The following is a 17851-nucleotide window of genomic DNA, read 5'->3' as shown; positions in this document are numbered from 1 at the left end:
GATATTTGCATGCGCAAATTCCGGGATGACGGATCACGGATTTGTCGGATGATTGCATGAATGGCGCTCTGCAGATCGCTCGCTCTCTCCGGCGATACCTGCGGCCTTCGACAAGCTCAGGATGAGGGGCAGGTATCCATAGCGGCTCGCCAGCACCGGAGTGCAAACCATTGAGCATCCCAACATGGACCCCTGCTTTCGCAGGGGTCTTCGGAAGGTTGTGTTTGAACAAATCAGTCCTCGTCATCCCGGGCGCTGCAAGCGACCCGGGACCCAGCTTTTTTCAAAGGATCTGGGTCCCGGATATTTGCATGCGCAAATTCCGGGATGACGGATCACGGATTTGTTGGATGATCGCATGAATGGCGCTCCGCAGATCGCTCGCTCTCTCCGGAGAACCCTGCGTCCTTCGACAAGCTCAGGATGAGGGGCGGGTATCCCTTTGAAGCGCCCGGAAATCAGTCCGGTGGACTGATTTCAGCGAAGAAGGCCACGGCAGTGGCGCGGCCCGCCAGCCCCGGAGTGCAAACTCTCAAGCATACCACCATGGACCCCTGCCTCCGCAGGGGTCTTCGGGAGGTTGGGTGTGGGGCTTGCTGCATGAGATCCCGGCTTGCGCCGGGATGAGCGGACTGTGGAGGAATCACATCAGGGCGTCGGCGAGATCGAGCCAGTCTGGATTTCGCTCTTCGATGAGCTCAATTTTCCAGTCGCGTTTCCATTCCTTGATACGGCGCTCGCGAGCGAAGGCCGACTCGCGGCTTTCATGGACTTCGACCCAGACCAGCATTTCGCAGTTATACTTGTCGGTGAAGCCTTCGATTACGTGCTCGCGGTGCTCCCATGCGCGACGATTAATGTCGTCGGTCATGCCGGTGTAGAGAACGCCTCTCGGCTTGTTGGTCATGATGTAGACGTAGAAGGCCATGCACCTTGGTATGCGGGCCGGAAAAGGCTGCATAGCCACAATCCGCTCACCCCGGCGAACGCCGGGGTCTCAGCCAGGTTGGGTGCAGGGCTTGTTGCACGAGATCCCGGCGTTCGCCGGGATGAGCGGCTGTTTCCGGCCATGAAGAAGCCCGGCAGTTGGCCTGCCGGGCTTTTGTGTTTGGGGTGGCCTCAGAGCCTACATCGTCACGACGACTTTGCCCTTGGCCTTGCGTTCCATCAGTTCGGTGATGGCGTCGGCGGCTTTTTCGAGGGGGTAGGTGTTGGAGACGTGGGGCTTGATCTTGCCGGTCTCGTAGAGCTCAAAGATTTCCTTGATGTTCTGCTCGTTTGCTTTCGGGTCGCGGGCGACGGCGGCGCCCCAGAAGACGCCGATGATGTTGCAGGATTTGAGCAGGGTCAGGTTGAGCGGCATTTTCGGGATGCCGGCCGGGAAGCCGATGACGAGGAAGCGGCCATCCCAGTTCATGGCGCGCAGGGCCGGTTCGGCATAGTCGCCGCCGACGCCGTCATAGATGACGTCCACGCCGCCGCCGCCAAGTTCCTTGATCTTGTCTGAGAGGGCTTTCTGCTGGGCCTTGTCGAGCGGGCCGCGATCATAGACGAGGCCGTGCTTTGCGCCTTTCTCAATGGCGAGATCCACCTTGTCCTGGCTGGACGCGGCGGCGATGACTTCCATGCCCATGGCCGCGCCAAGTTCGACGGCAGCGAGGCCGACACCGCCAGCGGCACCAAGTACGAGCAGGGTTTCGCCCGCCTTGCAGTTACCGCGGTCTTTCAGCGCGTAATAGGAGGTGCCGTACGTCATCAGGAGGGCGGCGGCCTCTTCAAAGGACATCGAGTCCGGGAAAGGACGCACGCGGCCTTCGTCGACCTTGGCTTCTTCGGCCATGCCGCCCCAGCCGATGGAGCCCATGACGCGGTCGCCGACCTTTACCTTGGTCACGCCTTCGCCGACGGCCTTCACGATGCCCGAAAGCTCACCGCCCGGAGAGAAGGGGCGTTCCGGCTTGAACTGGTACATATCCTGGATGATGAGGACGTCTGGATAGTTCACCCCAACGGCTTTGACGTCGATCACGACCTCGCCCTTGCCCGGTTCTGGCGATGGCACATCCTCAAGGACGAGGGCGTCGGGGCCACCGGCGGTCTTGGAGAGTAGGGCTTTCATGGGCGTATTCCTCTTGCTGTAGCACTTGGCAGTGTCTTGTGGGACTTGTAATTGACGGGCCGAACCTATCCATGGCACCGCGCGCTGTGAAGCATGACGCGAGGAAAAATCACCTCGTAGCTGGAGCATTGAAACGATGGCGAAAAGCTGGGCGCTGGCCCTTCATGGTGGAGCCGGTCCGCTGAGAAAGCGTGACCATGCGGCGGCAGAGACGCATATGGCCGAACTGCTGCGCGAAGGCGAAGCGCGCCTGGCGCGCGGCGACAAGGCGCTGGATGTGGTGCACACGCTGGTCATCGCGCTGGAAGAGTGCGGGCATCACATTGCCGGGCGCGGGTCTTCCCCCAATGCGATCGGCCAGTGGGAGCTGGACGCCGCCATCATGGACGGGCGTTCGCGCAATGCAGGCGCTGTCGCGTCGCTGCGCGGGTACAAATCGCCGGTCACGGCAGCGCGCCTTGTCATGGAAAAGACCCCGCACGTGCTGATCGTCGGCAAGGGCGCGGCGATGATTGCGCGCGAGCACAAGCTGGAAAAGGTCCACAGCCCGAAGAATTACTACAAGCCCGCGGTGACGCGCCCTGTTAAGAAGGGTGAGCTGGCGCATGGCACGGTGGGGGCGATCGCGCTCGACACCGATGGGCGGCTTGCGGCGGCGACGTCTACGGGCGGTCTGCTTGGCAAGACGCCGGGCCGGGTGGGCGATACGCCGATTATTGGCGCAGGCCTCTGGGCAGATGAGCGGGTCGCCGTCTGCTGTACGGGGCAAGGCGAGTATTTCCTGCGCACCAATGCGGCGGCCGATGTCAGCTCTCGCGTGCGCTATGGCAAGCAGCGCCTGCGCGAGGCGGCGGAAGGCTCGCTGGAAGACCTCACCCTGCTGGGCGGGGATGGCGGCATGATCTGCGTCGACGTGCTGGGCCATGTCGAAGTGGTGTTCAATGCCGAGACGATGAAGCGCGGTGTCGTGACAAGCGCGGGCCGCTTCGACGTCGCGACGATGAGGTGAGCAGAGCATGAGCGGCGCGACGCTGGGCTTTTTCATTGCGGGTGTGCTGGTCGCCTTCCTGTTTGCGCTGGCGGTGCAGATGCGGGTGATGGCGGGGCTGGTGCTGCGCCGGGCCGCACAGGCAAAGTTCAGTGAGCTGAAAGACGGCACGGCGCGCTTTGCCGTCGTGCACGCGGTGGCCGGGACTGACAAGCTGGACGCGGGCGATGCCGTCGGTGAGGCCGCGACCTGGCTACGCACCGAGTATCCAGCCGCGATCCGCCACATCAAGATTGCACGCGTGGCGACGGCGGTGACCGCGGTGCTTTTCCTGGCGGTGCTGGTCACGTGGCGGTTCACGGCGGGGGCAGAAGGGTAGAGTCATGCGCGGTTATTTTGCGATTGGGGCTGAGGGCATTTCCAAGCCGATGAATCTTGGCGCGCTGATGCGGACGGCGAATGCGTTCGGGGCGAGCTTTGTGTTCTCTGTCGGCGCGGCGGACCGGCTGAAAGTCGCCTATAAGGCGGACACGTCGAAGACGTTCGAGAGCGTGCCCTATTATCAGTGGGATGCGATGGATGACATTGCGCTGCCCAAGGGCTGTCAGATGGTGGGGATCGAGCTTACCGATGATGCGATCGAGCTGCCGGAATTCCGTCATCCGAAATCGGCGGCCTATGTGCTGGGCCGTGAGCGGGGCGACCTGTCGCCGGAGATGCTGGCGCGCTGTGACCATGTGGTGAAGATCCCGACACGCTTCTGCATCAATGTGAGCCTTGCGGGCGCGTTGGTCATGTATGACCGGGTGCTATCCATGGGCAGCTTCCGCGACCGGCCCGTCATGCCGGGAGGCCCGAAGGCATGAGGCTTTCGCGGGGCGAGAAAGACCGTCTGCGCGATAGCTTGCTGGCAGAGGCGCGCGGGCGCCCGCTGATCATGGGTATCCTCAATGTGACGCCGGATAGTTTCTCCGATGGCGGCAAGTTTGATGAGGCAGGCGCGGCGCTCGCCCATGCCGAAGAGATGGTCGCGGCGGGCGCCGATATTCTGGATGTTGGCGGGGAGTCGACGCGGCCGGGCGCTGAAGCCGTGAGCGAGGCCGACGAGCTGGCGCGGACTGTGTCCGTGGTCGAGGCGCTGGCCGGGCCGGACCGGGTGCCGGTGTCGATCGATACCTACAAGTCAGGCGTCGCGAAGGCGGCCTGCGAGGCGGGCGCGGTGATCGTCAATGATGTGAGCGCCATGTCGGACCCGGCGATTGTGGGCGCCGCGGCAGAAGCGGGCGCGGCCTATGTGCTGACCTATAATCGCGGCGTAAAGGATGAGGCGCTGGATGCCGGCGCCGACATGCTGGCCTTCTTTGAGGGCGCGATTGCGACGTGTGAGGCTGAAGGCCTGCCGCGGGACCATATCATTCTCGACCCGGGTGTCGGCTTTGCGAAGACGTATGACCAGAACTTTCAGGTTCTGGCGCGGGTGGGCGATCTGGTGGGCCTTGGCCTGCCGGTGCTGATCGGTGTGTCGCGTAAATCCTTTATCGGCAAGCGGCTTGGTATCGAGGCGGCAGCGGACCGGGATGCAGCGTCTGTCGCTGTTGGCCTCGACTCGCTGCGCCGGGGGGCGCATATGCTGCGCGTCCATGATGTTGCTGCCCACCGGCAGGCGATCGAGCTCTGGGAGACCATAGAAAATGCGGCGCACTGAACGGGTCTTTGTCGAAAATCTCGGCATTCACGGCTTTCACGGCCTCATCGCGGAAGAACAGCGGCTGGGGCAGAAATTCTATGCCGACATCGAGTGTCTGGTCGCGCGCGATGAAGCGCCGTCCGACACGATGAAGGATGCGGTGGACTATGGGAAAGTCTGCGACCTCGCGCACAGCATTTCCGCCAGCGGGCCGTTCAATCTGATCGAGACGCTGGCCGAGCGGATCGGGCATGGCGTGATGGAGACGTTTCCGCTGGTCTCGACCGTGCGTGTGCGTATCCGCAAGCCGAACGCGCCGATCCGGCATTTCCTCGACCATGTCGGCGTGGAGATCGAACTCAGCCGTGACTAGGGCTGCGCTCGCCTTTGGCTCCAATCTCGGCGACAGCGCCGGTATGATCGGACGGGCAATAGACGCGCTGGACGAGATGGTGGACGTGTCGGTGACGGCGCGCTCCAGCCTCTATGCGACCCCGCCCTGGGGCGTTGAGGACCAGCCCGATTTCGTGAATGCCTGCGCGCTGGTCGAGACGGACCTTGCGCCGCTGGATCTGCTTTCCGCGTGCAAAGATCTTGAGGTGGCGCTTGGCCGGGTGCCGGGTGAACGCTGGGGCCCCCGCCTGATCGATATTGATGTATTGTGGATGGACAGTGTCTCACTGGAGAGCGAGCACCTGACCCTGCCGCATCCGCGCATGACGGAGCGGGCGTTCGTGCTGGTGCCTCTGGCGGAGATAGCGCCAGAGCTGGTTGTCGGGGGACGGGCGGTTGCTGATTGGTGCGCTGATCTGGAAAGTTCGGGGATCAGGCGAATTTGAGAACCAAGGTCACCGCGCACGCGCTCGTCCTTCGACTTCGCTCAGGATGAGCGCTAAGGTCGCGCATGGAGTTTTTCGTCTACATTTTGCGGTGTTCGAACGGCGCCTATTATGTCGGATCGCATCGCGGCGACGATGTCGCTGCGCGCGTTGCAGAGCATAACGCTGGCGTCGACAGAAAGGCTTACACTTTCAGATATCGACCCGTGGAGTTGATCTGGAGCTGCGCGTTTTCTGATCCGACCGACATGGTCTCATTCGAGAGACAGCTGAAGGGATGGTCCCGCGCCAAGAAGGAAGCCTTCATGCGCAGTGACTGGGCAGAGCTGAAGCAGCTAGCAAAGTCGCATACAGCGCCCGCTATCCATGAACGTGGGCGCTTTCATCTTTTGACGGAATCCGAACCAAAGACGCGCTCATCCTGAGCGAAGTCGAAGGACGAGCGCCTCTCAGATCTGCGCTATCTAACCCTGATAGATCGATCCTGCAGGGGCGAAGGCCATGATGAGGGTGAGGGCTGCGATGACCGCGAGTGCGGCAAGCGAGAGGCCTTTAGAGATACCCTGGGTCATGGTCCTTTTCCTTCGGCGCGGGGCCTTGCTGTTCCGGTAGATCTTCCGGGCGTTTCGAACCCGGCGGATGTAGGAAGTTATCGTGCAAGAAACATGCTGCACTGCGAATAGGTTCCATTCCGGGCTGGAATGGGACTGTTTGCGGGCAAGACGAGGTGACCTTATGGCGCGGGCGCTTCAGCTCGCGAAGCCGGCGTCCTTGACGGCGGCCTGGTAGGAGCGGGAGACGGGGACTTCTTCGCCAGAGCGCAGGATCAGCTTCAGTTTTCCGTCGCCGCGTTCGGCGCGCGCGACGCCCTTGCGTGCAACCCACCAGGAGCGGTGGACGCGCAGGCCATCTGCGTCGGCAAGTTCGCGGTCCACATCCGACAGACGGGCCAGGATGAGGTCACTGCCGAGCGAGGTAAAGACGCGGCAGTAATGGTCTTCCGAGCTGACGGCCCAGAGGTCGGCCGTGTGAAACTTGACGGGCAGGCGCTGGAGGAAGGTCTGGACGGCACTGCCCTCATTGGCGGCGTGGGCAAAGTCCGGCCCGGCAACGTTGAAGGCGCGGCTGAGCGTGTAGCCGATCAGCGTCATCGCGACCGAAATAACGAGGACATAAGGGTAAAGCATCAGGAAGCGGCGCTCTCCGACAGAGACCCAGCCGCCGGATAAAACGTCCATGGCGAGCAGAACGAGCGTGACGCCAAGGGCGGTGACCAGCGAGGTCACGATAATCATCAGCCAGTCAGGGCCATCGGGGCGGACCTTGTAATAGGCCCAGACTGTCAGCTCACCGAGCAGCGAGCCGCACATGATGAGGACCCACCACAGGAAGAAGACATAAGGCAGGGGGGCGTCTGCGCTGGTGCCGAAGGGGCGCAGGAAAGCAAGGAAGAGAGCGATCCCGCTCAGGATCGCGAATTCACGTCCGCGTTTCTTCCAGTCAATCGCGATACGCAAGCTGCAGGCCCCTCTCCATTCGCGCTTCGTGAATGACATTGGCTGCATTTCGCGAAGGATTCCAGACCTCTGACGCAATCTGTGTCGCGGCCTCAATCCGGCTCGGCAATTTTTGCTGGGACGGCGACACAATCGCCGGGACCCGCAGACAGATGGAGCCGACAATGAGCCTCATAGACATATCCTCCCAGACCCGCCGCCTGCCGCGCCTTCCGAAGCTTTCGCGGACCGGATGGACGCTTGGCGTGGCCGTCCCGATCTATGCCGCGATCAGCGCGCTGACTCTGATGGATGCCGGCAGCCTGCCGCGCTTTCGCTTCGATCCGCAGCCGCTGATCGAGTCTGGCATCGCCATTCAGGTGCATGTCGCCGCTGCGCTGACGACACTGGCGATCGGCATCTATCTCATGATGGCGCCGAAGGGATTCACCCTCCACCGCACTTTTGGCTGGGCCTGGGTGATCTCCATGGCCATCACGGCGGGCTCTTCCTTCTTCATCATGACGCTGTTCCAGAACTTCTGGAGCCCGATCCATGCGCTGTCAGCCTGGACCATGATCGGCCTGCCGGTCGGCATCGCCGCGATCCGTCGCCGCAATATCAAGAAGCATCGCGAAGAAATGACGAACATGTTCGTCGGCGGAATGGTGGTGGCGGGCCTCTTCACGCTGCTGCCTGGCCGGATGATGTGGCACGTCTTCTTCGCCGTCTGAGCCGCATCTTTCCAACCAACTCTCAACTCACCCTTACCCCTCTCAAAACACTGGAGACCGACATGAACAAGAAGACCTTTATCGCTGCAGCCCTTGGTGCCCTGATGATCGCCCCGCTGGCCAATGCCGGGCCCCTGACCATCGAGATCGACAATATCCGGACCCAGACGGGCACGATCCGCCTCGGCGTCTTCGATGAGGCCGGATACAAGAGCGACGAGGCGGTGCAAGGCGCGAACATCACCGTCGACGGGGCGAAGGTGAGCGTCACCATCGATGGCCTCGCGCCCGGCGCTTACGGCATCAAGCTTTATCATGATGTCGACGACAATGGCGCCATGAACACCAATCCCTTCGGCATGCCGACAGAGCCATTTGCCTTTTCCAACAATGCTGCGGCGCGTTTCGGGCCTGCCAGCTGGGCGAATGCGAAGTTTGACATCACCGAAGAAGGCGTCGTTCAGACCATCAATCTGAACTAGGCACGCCGCCGCAAGCAAGCTCCCAAGGAGAAGACGAGATGACCCTTTCCCGCCGCCATTTCCTGACCAGCAGCGCCGCAGGCACCGCCGTCATGGGCCTTGGTCTAAACCTGCCATCTGCCTTTGCTGAAACCTCCGGCATGCCGGACTGGCATCTGGGGTATACATCCGCGCCTGCAGCCGGGTTCGAGCCATCTGCCATGCGGCTTGTCTATGGCAAGGTGCCAGCAGGGCTTGAGGGCACGCTTTACCGGAATGGGCCAGCCCAGTTTCGCTATGGTGCGGACGATTATGCCAGCCACTGGTTTGACGGTGATGGCATGGTCCAGCGCATCGCCATCGCAGATGGAAAGGCGGTGCATTCGGGTCGCTTCGTCCAGACCGTGAAGCACCGGATCGAGCAGGCGGAGCAGAAATTTTCCGCGCCCGGCTTCGGCACGGCAGGCCTCATGTCCTTTCCTGTGAGCGGGCCGGACGATGTCAACGCCGCCAACACGTCGGTTATCGTCATCGATGGACAGCTCTATGCGCTCTGGGAAGCAGGCTCTGCCATTGAAATGGATGCAGACACGCTGGCGACGAAAGGTCCAAAGGCCTGGAGCGCGGATCTCGCGGGCATGCCCTTCCTCGCGCATCCGAAGCGTGAGCCGGACGGCACCGTCTGGAACCTTGCGGTCAGTGGCCGGCGGGTCGGCGTCTACCAGATTGATGCGGGCGGCGGGCTGAAGAATTTCGGCATGCTGGATATCGGCAAAGCCGCCTACATTCATGACTGGGCGATGACCGAGCGGCATCTGATCATCATGGTGCAGCCATGGATCAATGAAGCGCTGCGCCCGCCCGTGGTGGAAGGGTTTGAATGGCATCCTGAAGAGGGGTTCAAATTCCTCATCGTCGACAAGAATGATTTTTCCAACCAGCGGTGGTCGCAGGGCCCGGCGCGCGCCTTCTATCATACAGGTGCGGCCTGGGAGGAGGCTGACGGGACCATCCGGCTGGACGCGGCGCTGTATAAAGAGCCGGTGCTGGGCGTCGGCGGCGGCACCGATGAGATCCGCGGTATCTGGAATGGCCCGGATGCCAGCTTCATCAGCAATCTGACGCAGATCGTCATCTCGCCGAGCGGGGATGCAAGGCTGATCGAGACGGGGCTGGACGGTGATTTCCCGCAGGTCGATCCACGCCGCCACGGTTTGCCCCGGCGTCTCACGGCACTTGTCACAGGGCAGGCGGTGAGCCAGCCGGGCAAGACCTCTGTCAGCGTCCATGACTGGTCGAGCGGCAAGACGTCGACATTTGATTTTGGCGAAAGCCGGATGGTGGAGGAGTTCCTGTTTGTGCCGAAGCCCGGCGGCGTCACTGAGAAAGAAAGCTGGCTGATCGGGCCGGTGCTGAACCTGAAAACCGGGACGACCGATATCTGCGTGTTCGACGTGGCCGGGCTCAGCGATGGCCCGGTCTGTATCTGGCGCGGTGATCGGGCCTGGCCGCTGGGCTTTCACGGCACGTGGAGTTAGGCGCGCGGGACAACACTTCTTCGCTGCAGAGGCGAGCGGCCCTTTATCTATGACGCGACGCCCGGCATAACTGCTGGGCGTCGTGGTATAGTGAAAGGGTCTCTCCTCATGCGTCTCAGCTCTCTGGCTGTCATCGGAGCCTTCGGGCTTGTCTCCTGCGCTACACAGAGCGCGCCGCCTGTCCTGTCAGACCTGTTTGAGGGTGAACCTGAAACCGCTGTCGAGGCGCTGAACCGCTATTATGCGACGATTGACCCGGCGACGCTGCCGCAGGCGCCGGAAGGTGTGTCCCTGCCGCTGAGCGAGCCGCTGACGCGGGTGCTGCTGGCTTCGTGCAATGATGAAGAGCAGACGAGCCCGACGCTGTCGACACTGGCGCAGGAGGAGGCTGACCTGTTCCTGATGATCGGCGACAATGTCTATGGCGACCGTGACGGCCGCGACTATGCCAATAACCAGCCTGAGCTGGACGAACTGCGCGAGAGCTTCGCAGATCTTGCAGAGCGCGCGGAGTTCCAGGCGGTACGGGCGAAGTTCCCGATGATGGTGGCCTGGGATGACCATGATTACGGCGCCAATGATGGCGGCAAGAATTTTCCGTTCCGCGACTATGCCGAGCTGATCCACGAGACATTCTGGGGCCTTGGCGACCAGGATGTCGGCCAGTGGCCGGGCACCTATTATGCGCGCACCTTCGGGCCTGAAGGCCAGCGTGTGCAGGTCATCATGCTGGATACGCGTTTCTTCCGCTCTGACCTGACGGCGACGGACCAGTACAATGCGCCCGGCAAGGAGCGTTACATGCCGGCGCCAGAAGGCAGCTATCAGGACATGCTGGGCAGTGCGCAGTGGACATGGCTGCAGAACCGTCTGCAGGACCCGGCTGACCTTCGTTTCATCGTGTCGTCCATACAGGTCCTGCCAACGGTGCATGGCTGGGAATCCTGGGACAAGCTGCCTGATGAGCGCCAGCGCCTGTTCGACATGGTGAAGAGCACAGAGGCAGGCGGCGTCGTCTTCCTGACGGGCGACCGGCATACCGGCTTCATCTATGAAGAGGCAGGCGTGCTTCCCTATGAAGCCAATGAACTGACGGCGTCCTCGCTCAACGTGTCCTTTGCGACCGAGAGCGATGAGATGGATGAGCGCCAGGTCGGCGCAGCGTTTCCGCCAGAGAATTACGGCGTCGTGGAAATCGACTGGGAAGGTCGCAGCCTGAGTTTCCTGCTGAAGGACAGGGAAGGGCAGACCGTGCGCCAAAACGACATTGCCTTTGGTGACATTGGCGTGGAATAAGCCCGGCTGAACGCCAAGCCACACCGAGAGGGGCCGTAAAGGAGCCCGGTCTGCCATGAGCGATTACCGCAATGTCTGGGCGCTGATTGCAGCCGCTGCCTTCCTTCAGCTGGGCGGCGGTATCCTTGGTGTGGTCACCCCGCTCGGCCTTGAGACGCTGGGCGTCAGCCCGGGCCTTATCGGTGCGATTGCAGCCGTTTATGCGCTCGGCTTCATGGTTGGGGCCTATACGGCCAGCAATGCGGTCATCCTGTTCGGTAATATCCGGGTGTTTTCGGCTGCGGCGGCGACGTGCGGGGCAAGCGTGCTGGTCATGCAGCTGGCGCTCGACCCGTGGAGCTGGACATTTGTGCGTATTCTGCAGGGCGCGGCCTTTGCGTGGATGTTTTCCAGCATCGAGGCATGGCTCGGCTCGACTGTTTCGGTGAAGAACCGGGGCAGTGTCAGCGGCTTCTATCATCTGATTGCGAAAATTGCCCTGATGGCGGGGCCGTTCTTTGTGGCCGGGCTCGCGCCGGTGGATTTCCGGCCATATCTCTGGTGCGCGATGTTCCTCTGCCTGTCGCTGTTGCCGGTCTGCCTGACACGGCGCGGGGAGCCGCCTGCGCCAGGTGTCGAGCCGCTGCCCTTCAAACGCCTGTTCGACATTGCGCCATCGGCGGTAATTTCAGTGTTTCTGGCGGGCCTCATCAATAGTGGCACGCTGGCGCTCCTGCCGCTCTATGCAGGCGTAGCGCTGCCGGGTGTCTCGGGCGGCGCGACGGGCGCGGCCGCGATCGCGGCGGCAGCCGTCTGGACGGGCGGGCTGATCAGCCAGTGGCCGGCGGGCCGTATTTCCGACCATATGGACCGGCGCGTGGTGATCGCCGTCATGGGCGCGGTGTCAGCCATTGCCGCGCTGGTGCTGGGGCTTTTCCCGGGCATGCCGCAGAACTGGATCCTGATCACGCTGGCTGTCTGGGGGGCGGGATCGCTGTCCTTCTATGGCATCGGTGTCGCGCATGCGATCGACCGGTCTGATACCGCGCAGATTTCCCGCGTCATGTCGGGGCTGCTATTCGTTTGGGCGGCAGGGTCTGTCATCGGGCCGCCGCTCTCTGGTTATGCCTTCCGGATGCCATTTACCGAGGGCGGACTGTTTCTTCTTGCCGCGATTAGTTCAGCAATTCTGGCTGCGGCAATGATGTACAGGCGCACAAAGCGGCAGGATGTGCCCAAGGAAGCGCAGGAGCCGTGGAAGATTACGCTGCCAAGCACAGCATCTACGGGCGAAATCGACCCGAGAACCGAGTAGGAATAGCTTGGTCCGGGTTCTGGACCCATCCGGTTGCGCCGTAAATTCTCAGTGTTATAAGGCCACGAGTTTCTGAGCGGTGGTGCGCGCTTCGCGTCCCACTCCCGCCGACGATATCAAAGAGGCTTATTTCCCCCATGAACATTCACGAATATCAGGCCAAGGCCGTGCTGAAGTCCTATGGTGCGCCCGTTGCGAACGGTGCGCCCGTGCTTTCGATCGACGAAGTGGAGAAGGCTGTCGACCAGCTGCCTGGACCGCTCTGGGTCGTCAAAAGCCAGATCCACGCAGGTGGACGCGGCAAAGGCAAATTCGTGGAATCAGCTGCGGGTGAAAAAGGCGGCGTTCGTCTTGCTTTCTCCAAGGAAGAAGCGATCAGCCACGCCAAGGCAATGTTCGGCAACCACCTTGTTACGGCGCAGACCAACAAGGACGGCAAGCAGGTCAACCGCCTCTACATCGAAGACGGCGCTGACATCTCGCGTGAGCTTTACCTCTCTGTCCTGATCGACCGCGCAACCGGCAAGCCGGCTTTTGTCGCATCGACCGAAGGCGGCATGGACATCGAGGAAGTCGCGCACTCCACGCCAGAAAAGATCCTGACCCTTCCGATCGATCCGATCGCCGGTGTCACCGACAAGGACAGCGAGCAGCTCTGCGACGCGCTGAAGCTTGAAGGCGACGCACGCGCAGACGGCATGAAACTCTTCCCGACGCTCTACAAAGCGTTCACGGAGAAGGACATGTCCATGCTCGAGATCAACCCGCTGATCGTCATGGAAGACGGCCACCTGCGCGTTCTCGATGCCAAGGTATCGTTCGACGGCAACGCGCTTTTCCGTCATCCGGACATCGTGGAACTCCGCGACAAGACCGAGGAAGACGAGAAGGAAATCGAGGCGTCCGAATGGGACCTCGCCTATATCGCGCTCGACGGCACGATTGGCTGCATGGTGAACGGCGCAGGCCTTGCCATGGCGACGATGGACATCATCAAGCTCTACGGTGAAGAGCCAGCGAACTTCTGTGACGTTGGCGGCGGCGCCAATAAGGAGAAGGTCGCAGCTGCATTCAAGATCATCATGAAGGACCCGAACGTGAAGGGCATCCTCGTGAACATCTTTGGCGGCATCATGAAGTGTGACGTCATCGCTGAAGGCGTGATCGCTGCGGTCAAGGAAACCAACCTTGGTGTGCCGCTGGTCGTTCGCCTCGAAGGCACGAATGTCGATGAGGGCAAGTCCATCATCAAGAATTCGGGTCTCAACGTGATCCCTGCCGACGATCTCGACGACGCGGCCAAGAAGATCACCGAAGCGATCAAAGGCTAGAGCTTAAACGTTTTTTCGCGCGCCTGAGGGCGCGACCCAAAGATTTCAGGGACCTTATCCATGTCCATTCTCATCGACTCAAATACCAAAGTCATCGTGCAGGGCCTGACCGGCAATACCGGTTCGTTCCACACCAACCAGGCGCTCGAATATTACGGCACCAAGATGGTTGCCGGCACGCACCCGAAGAAGGCTGGCCAGAAATGGACCGCCGACAATGGCACCGAGCTGCCGATCTACGCGACCGCAGGCGAAGCCAAGGAGGCCACCGGCGCCAACGCATCCGTGATCTATGTGCCGCCAGCCGGCGCAGCTGCTGCGATTGAAGAAGCCATCGACGCAGGCATCGAACTCATCACCTGTATCACCGAAGGTGTGCCGGTCATGGACATGGTGCGCGTGAAGGCGAAGCTCGCCAATTCCAAGTCGCGCCTCATCGGCCCGAACTGCCCAGGCGTCCTGACCCCTGAGCAGTGCAAGATTGGCATCATGCCAGGCAAGATCTTCAAGAAGGGCTCTGTCGGCGTCGTTTCCCGTTCGGGCACGCTGACCTATGAAGCCGTTTTCCAGACCTCGAATGCTGGCCTTGGCCAGACGACGGCTGTCGGCATCGGCGGCGACCCGGTCAACGGCACCAACTTCATCGACGTGCTGGAGCTTTTCCTCGCCGACGACGAAACCAAGCAGATCATCATGATCGGCGAAATCGGCGGCTCTGCTGAAGAAGAAGCTGCACAATTCCTCAAGGACGAAGCCAAGAAGGGCCGCAAGAAGCCAATGGTTGGCTTTATCGCTGGCCGCACGGCGCCTCCGGGCCGCACGATGGGCCATGCTGGCGCTATCGTTTCGGGCGGCAAGGGCGATGCCCCTTCCAAGATCGAAGCCATGGAATCGGCTGGCATCAAGGTGTCTCCGAGCCCTGCGCGTCTCGGCGATACCATGGTAGAGGTTTTGAAAGGATAGCCCCGGATACTAAGTGTCCGAATGGCGGCCAGACGAGGCCAATAAAACGACCCCGCCGGGCCGTCCAGTGAAGCAACAGGACGGTACACACCATGGCTGATGACGGTTCCCCGATTTCGGGCAAGCGGAGCGCACAGAACAGCGCGATGCTGGAAACCGCGTTCTTGTATGGCGGCAGCGCAGTCTGGATCGAAAAGATGCAGGCTGCGTATGCGCGCAACCCTAACTCCGTGCCCGAAAGCTGGCGCGACTTCTTCGCCGCGCTCGGCGACGAAGAAGAAGCGTCTACGCGCAATGCGGACGGGGCGAGCTGGAAGCGCGATCGCTGGCCCAAACCGGCGGACGCCGAACAGGTCGCAGCCTTTGACGGCAACTGGACGCTGCTTGAGCCCAAGCTCAAGGAGAAGATCAAGTCCGACAAGCCGGCCGCGACGGCTGAGGATGTCGCCGATGCGGTGAAGGATTCGATCCGGGCGCTGATGATGATCCGTGCCTACCGGGTACGCGGTCACCTGGCGGCGAACCTCGACCCGCTGGCGATCGAGAACGACGTCGATCATCCAGAGCTCGAGCCGGCCAATTACGGCTTCACGGATGCGGACATGGACCGCCGCATCTACATCGACGGCTATCTCGGCCTCGATTATGCGACCATTCCTGAAATGGTCGACATCCTGAAGCGGACCTATTGTTCGACCATCGGCATCGAGTTCCAGCACATCTCCAATCCTGAGGAGAAGTCGTGGCTGCAGGAACGTATCGAAGGCCCGGACAAGGGCGTTGCCTTCACCCCTGAGGGCAAGAAGGCGATCCTGACCAAGCTGATCGAAGCGGAAACCTTTGAGCGCTTCCTTCACCGTCGTTATCCCGGCACCAAGCGCTTCGGCCTTGATGGCGGCGAAGCGGCCGTTCCGGCGCTGGAGCAGATCATCAAGCGCGGCGGCGCCCTCGGTGTGAACGAGATCGTTGTCGGCATGCCGCACCGCGGCCGCCTCAACATGCTGGCTGCCGTCATGGGCAAGCCGTACGAGAAGATCTTCCACGAATTCCAGGGCGGTTCTACCCAGGGCGCAGAAGGCTTCGGGTCTGGCGACGTGAAATATCACCTCGGCGCGTCTTCGGACCGCGCCTTTGATGGCAATGAAGTGCACCTGACCATGAACGCCAACCCGTCTCACCTTGAGGCGGTGAACCCTGTCGTTCTTGGCCGGACCCGCGCCAAGCAGGCGATGGAAGCCGAAGAGACCGGCACGCTGGACCGTTCGCACAAGCTGCCGCTTCTACTGCACGGCGATGCGGCCTTTGCGGGCCAGGGCGTTGTGTCTGAGTGTTTCGCGCTGTCGGGCCTTGCTGGCTATCGCACGGGCGGCACGATCCACTTCATCGTAAACAACCAGATCGGCTTTACGACCAGCCCGATGTATTCGCGCTCCTCGCCATACCCGTCAGACGTTGCGCTGATGGTACAAGCACCGATCTTCCACGTGAATGGCGATGACCCTGAAGCGGTCACCTATTGCGCGAAGGTCGCGACCGAGTACCGGCAGAAATTCGGTAAGGACGTCGTCATCGACATGTTCTGCTATCGCCGGTTTGGCCACAATGAGGGTGACGAACCGATGTTCACCCAGCCGGTCATGTACACCAAGATCAAGGGCCACCAGTCGACCCGTGAGATCTATGCCGCCCGCCTCGTCGAGGAGGGCCTGGTGTCCGAGGAGGAAGTTGCCTCGCAGATCAAGGATTTCGAGGACTTCCTCGACAAGGCCTTTGATGACGGCAAGACATTCGAAGCCACCAAGGCTGACTGGCTGGATGGCGAATGGAAAGGCCTCGGCCTTCCTGAGGATGATGAGCGCCGCGGCAAGACCGGCGTTGCGGTCAAGAAGCTGAAAGAGCTCGGCGAGACGATCACGACCGTCCCGGAGAATGTCGACATCCACAAGACGCTGCGCCGGGTCATCGATGGCCGCCGCGAAGCGATCGAGACCGGCCAGGGCCTCGACTGGGCGACGGCGGAACATCTCGCCTTTGCGACCCTGCTCGATGAGGGTTTCCCGGTTCGCCTGTCCGGTCAGGACTCGGGCCGCGGTACTTTCTCGCAACGCCACAGCCACTTCGTCGATCAGGAAACGGGCGCGCGCTACACGCCGCTCAACAATCTGAGCGAAGGCCAGGCCAATTACGAAGTCATCGACTCGCTTCTCTCTGAAGAGGCGGTGCTTGGCTATGAGTATGGCTATTCGCTGGCCGACCCGAACTGCCTGACCCTCTGGGAAGCGCAGTTTGGCGACTTCTCGAACGGCGCGCAGGTCTTCTTCGACCAGTTCATTTCCTCTGCAGAGCGTAAATGGCTGCGGATGAGCGGTCTCGTCTGCCTTCTGCCGCATGGCTATGAAGGCCAGGGCCCGGAGCACAGCTCTGCACGCCTTGAGCGCTTCCTGCAGATGTGCGCCGAAGACAATATGCAGGTCGTGAACCTGACGACGCCAGCCAACTATTTCCACGCGCTGCGCCGCCAGATCCACCGCGACTTCCGCAAGCCGCTGATCATCATGACGCCGAAATCGCTTCTGCGTCACAAGCTAGCGACCTCGACGCTGGATGACCTCAATACCAAGTCGTCCTTCCACCGTATCCTCTGGGATGACGCGGAAACGCCGGGCCGTGAAGGCAAGGTGAAACTGGCTGAGGACAGCAAGATCCGCCGCGTCGTCATGTGTTCGGGCAAGGTCTATTACGACCTGTTCGAAGCACGTGAAGAGAAGGGTGTCGATGACATCTACCTGCTGCGCGTCGAACAATTCTACCCGGTGCCGCGCAAGTCGCTGATCGCCGAGCTGAAGCGCTTCCCGGGCGCCGAAATGGTGTGGTGCCAGGAAGAGCCGCGCAATATGGGCGGCTGGACCTTCATGCGCGACGAGATCGAGTGGACCGCCAACCAGGCCGGCGTGAAAAATGCCCGCCCGAAATATGCGGGCCGCCCGCCATCGGCAGCCACGGCAACCGGCCTACTTTCACAACATAACAAGGAAAAGGATGCTCTCATCGCAGCCGCGCTGGGTGACCAGCCGGTCGAAGACAGCATCGTTTCCGCCTGACCTG

Annotated in this window: 18 protein-coding genes; 15 read left to right on the top strand and 3 right to left on the bottom strand. The window is 61.6% G+C overall.

The window, feature by feature from the left end; genetic code table 11:
* Positions 1-643: 643 nt before the first annotated feature.
* Positions 644-928, bottom strand: a complete 285-nt coding sequence (locus tag KUV46_05635) for a GIY-YIG nuclease family protein (protein QYJ01872.1) — start codon at positions 926-928, stop codon at positions 644-646.
* 198 nt (positions 929-1126) lie between these two features.
* Positions 1127-2119: an NADPH:quinone oxidoreductase family protein gene (locus tag KUV46_05630; GenBank protein ID QYJ01871.1), complete on the bottom strand. Its 993-nt coding sequence runs from the start codon at positions 2117-2119 to the stop codon at positions 1127-1129.
* A 136-nt stretch (positions 2120-2255) separates the two neighbouring features.
* Between KUV46_05630 and KUV46_05625 the strand changes: the two genes are divergently transcribed.
* From KUV46_05625 to KUV46_05595, 7 genes are all read left to right on the top strand, one after another.
* A complete protein-coding gene (locus KUV46_05625) occupies positions 2256-3128 on the top strand; it encodes an isoaspartyl peptidase/L-asparaginase (protein ID QYJ01870.1) in 873 nt (290 codons plus the stop codon).
* Positions 3129-3135: 7 nt separating this feature from the next.
* Entirely contained in the window at positions 3136-3486 is a 351-nt protein-coding gene (locus tag KUV46_05620; protein ID QYJ01869.1) for a hypothetical protein, read from the top strand.
* 4 nt (positions 3487-3490) lie between these two features.
* Entirely contained in the window at positions 3491-3973 is a 483-nt protein-coding gene (locus tag KUV46_05615) for an RNA methyltransferase (protein QYJ01868.1), read from the top strand.
* Positions 3970-4812 (top strand): dihydropteroate synthase, encoded by an 843-nt coding sequence (gene folP, locus KUV46_05610; GenBank protein ID QYJ01867.1) that lies wholly within the window; start codon positions 3970-3972, stop codon positions 4810-4812. The genes KUV46_05615 and folP overlap by 4 nt, the downstream gene beginning before the upstream one ends.
* The gene (gene folB, locus KUV46_05605; protein QYJ01866.1) at positions 4799-5167 is read left to right on the top strand and encodes a dihydroneopterin aldolase; all 369 of its coding nucleotides are present in this window, start codon (positions 4799-4801) and stop codon (positions 5165-5167) included. The genes folP and folB overlap by 14 nt, the downstream gene beginning before the upstream one ends.
* Entirely contained in the window at positions 5160-5633 is a 474-nt protein-coding gene (folK, locus tag KUV46_05600) for a 2-amino-4-hydroxy-6-hydroxymethyldihydropteridine diphosphokinase (protein ID QYJ01865.1), read from the top strand. Before folB ends, folK begins: the two co-directional genes overlap by 8 nt.
* Before the next feature lie 65 nt (positions 5634-5698).
* A complete protein-coding gene (locus KUV46_05595; protein QYJ01864.1) occupies positions 5699-6058 on the top strand; it encodes a GIY-YIG nuclease family protein in 360 nt (119 codons plus the stop codon).
* Positions 6059-6382: 324 nt separating this feature from the next.
* Here KUV46_05595 and KUV46_05590 read toward each other — a convergent pair whose 3' ends face one another.
* On the bottom strand, positions 6383-7189 hold the full coding sequence (locus KUV46_05590; protein QYJ01863.1) for a LytTR family transcriptional regulator: 807 nt from the start codon (positions 7187-7189) through the stop codon (positions 6383-6385).
* Between the two features lie 125 nt (positions 7190-7314).
* Between KUV46_05590 and KUV46_05585 the strand changes: the two genes are divergently transcribed.
* The 8 genes from KUV46_05585 (at position 7315) to KUV46_05550 (ending at position 17847) form a co-directional block, all read left to right on the top strand.
* Entirely contained in the window at positions 7315-7863 is a 549-nt protein-coding gene (locus tag KUV46_05585) for a DUF2306 domain-containing protein (protein QYJ01862.1), read from the top strand.
* A gap of 62 nt (positions 7864-7925) precedes the next feature.
* Positions 7926-8345: a DUF2141 domain-containing protein gene (locus KUV46_05580; GenBank protein QYJ01861.1), complete on the top strand. Its 420-nt coding sequence runs from the start codon at positions 7926-7928 to the stop codon at positions 8343-8345.
* A gap of 38 nt (positions 8346-8383) precedes the next feature.
* Positions 8384-9862 carry a carotenoid oxygenase family protein gene (locus KUV46_05575; GenBank protein QYJ02358.1) on the top strand — a complete coding sequence of 493 codons (1479 nt, stop codon included), beginning with the start codon at positions 8384-8386 and terminating at the stop codon, positions 9860-9862.
* A gap of 108 nt (positions 9863-9970) precedes the next feature.
* Positions 9971-11158 carry an alkaline phosphatase family protein gene (locus KUV46_05570; protein ID QYJ01860.1) on the top strand — a complete coding sequence of 396 codons (1188 nt, stop codon included), beginning with the start codon at positions 9971-9973 and terminating at the stop codon, positions 11156-11158.
* A gap of 55 nt (positions 11159-11213) precedes the next feature.
* Complete coding sequence (locus KUV46_05565) at positions 11214-12452, top strand: MFS transporter (protein QYJ01859.1); 1239 nt, start codon at positions 11214-11216, stop codon at positions 12450-12452.
* A gap of 137 nt (positions 12453-12589) precedes the next feature.
* Positions 12590-13783 carry an ADP-forming succinate--CoA ligase subunit beta gene (sucC, locus tag KUV46_05560; protein ID QYJ01858.1) on the top strand — a complete coding sequence of 398 codons (1194 nt, stop codon included), beginning with the start codon at positions 12590-12592 and terminating at the stop codon, positions 13781-13783.
* A gap of 60 nt (positions 13784-13843) precedes the next feature.
* A complete protein-coding gene (gene sucD / locus KUV46_05555) occupies positions 13844-14746 on the top strand; it encodes a succinate--CoA ligase subunit alpha (GenBank protein QYJ01857.1) in 903 nt (300 codons plus the stop codon).
* A 146-nt stretch (positions 14747-14892) separates the two neighbouring features.
* Positions 14893-17847, top strand: coding sequence for a 2-oxoglutarate dehydrogenase E1 component (locus KUV46_05550; protein ID QYJ02357.1), 2955 nt, complete (start codon positions 14893-14895; stop codon positions 17845-17847).
* Positions 17848-17851: the final 4 nt, after the last annotated feature.

It is taken from the genome of Thalassovita mediterranea (assembly GCA_019448215.1).
GTDB lineage: Bacteria > Pseudomonadota > Alphaproteobacteria > Caulobacterales > Hyphomonadaceae > Henriciella.
The sequence above is the reverse complement of the archived record's forward strand: the minus strand, read 5'-3'. Positions and strand labels throughout refer to the sequence as shown.

Bases quoted from the DNA above. Each gene is read 5' to 3' on its own strand.
- KUV46_05590 (QYJ01863.1), bottom strand. From the start codon at position 7,189: ATGTCATTCACGAAGCGCGAATGGAGAGGGGCCTGCAGCTTGCGTATC.
- KUV46_05580 (QYJ01861.1), top strand. From the start codon at position 7,926: ATGAACAAGAAGACCTTTATCGCTGCAGCCCTTGGTGCCCTGATGATC.
- folP (QYJ01867.1), top strand. From the start codon at position 3,970: ATGAGGCTTTCGCGGGGCGAGAAAGACCGTCTGCGCGATAGCTTGCTG.
- KUV46_05570 (QYJ01860.1), top strand. From the start codon at position 9,971: ATGCGTCTCAGCTCTCTGGCTGTCATCGGAGCCTTCGGGCTTGTCTCC.
- KUV46_05595 (QYJ01864.1), top strand. From the start codon at position 5,699: ATGGAGTTTTTCGTCTACATTTTGCGGTGTTCGAACGGCGCCTATTAT.
- KUV46_05585 (QYJ01862.1), top strand. From the start codon at position 7,315: ATGAGCCTCATAGACATATCCTCCCAGACCCGCCGCCTGCCGCGCCTT.
- KUV46_05625 (QYJ01870.1), top strand. From the start codon at position 2,256: ATGGCGAAAAGCTGGGCGCTGGCCCTTCATGGTGGAGCCGGTCCGCTG.
- KUV46_05615 (QYJ01868.1), top strand. From the start codon at position 3,491: ATGCGCGGTTATTTTGCGATTGGGGCTGAGGGCATTTCCAAGCCGATG.
- KUV46_05635 (QYJ01872.1), bottom strand. From the start codon at position 928: ATGGCCTTCTACGTCTACATCATGACCAACAAGCCGAGAGGCGTTCTC.
- sucC (QYJ01858.1), top strand. From the start codon at position 12,590: ATGAACATTCACGAATATCAGGCCAAGGCCGTGCTGAAGTCCTATGGT.
- KUV46_05575 (QYJ02358.1), top strand. From the start codon at position 8,384: ATGACCCTTTCCCGCCGCCATTTCCTGACCAGCAGCGCCGCAGGCACC.
- folB (QYJ01866.1), top strand. From the start codon at position 4,799: ATGCGGCGCACTGAACGGGTCTTTGTCGAAAATCTCGGCATTCACGGC.
- KUV46_05565 (QYJ01859.1), top strand. From the start codon at position 11,214: ATGAGCGATTACCGCAATGTCTGGGCGCTGATTGCAGCCGCTGCCTTC.
- KUV46_05630 (QYJ01871.1), bottom strand. From the start codon at position 2,119: ATGAAAGCCCTACTCTCCAAGACCGCCGGTGGCCCCGACGCCCTCGTC.
- KUV46_05550 (QYJ02357.1), top strand. From the start codon at position 14,893: ATGCTGGAAACCGCGTTCTTGTATGGCGGCAGCGCAGTCTGGATCGAA.
- KUV46_05620 (QYJ01869.1), top strand. From the start codon at position 3,136: ATGAGCGGCGCGACGCTGGGCTTTTTCATTGCGGGTGTGCTGGTCGCC.
- sucD (QYJ01857.1), top strand. From the start codon at position 13,844: ATGTCCATTCTCATCGACTCAAATACCAAAGTCATCGTGCAGGGCCTG.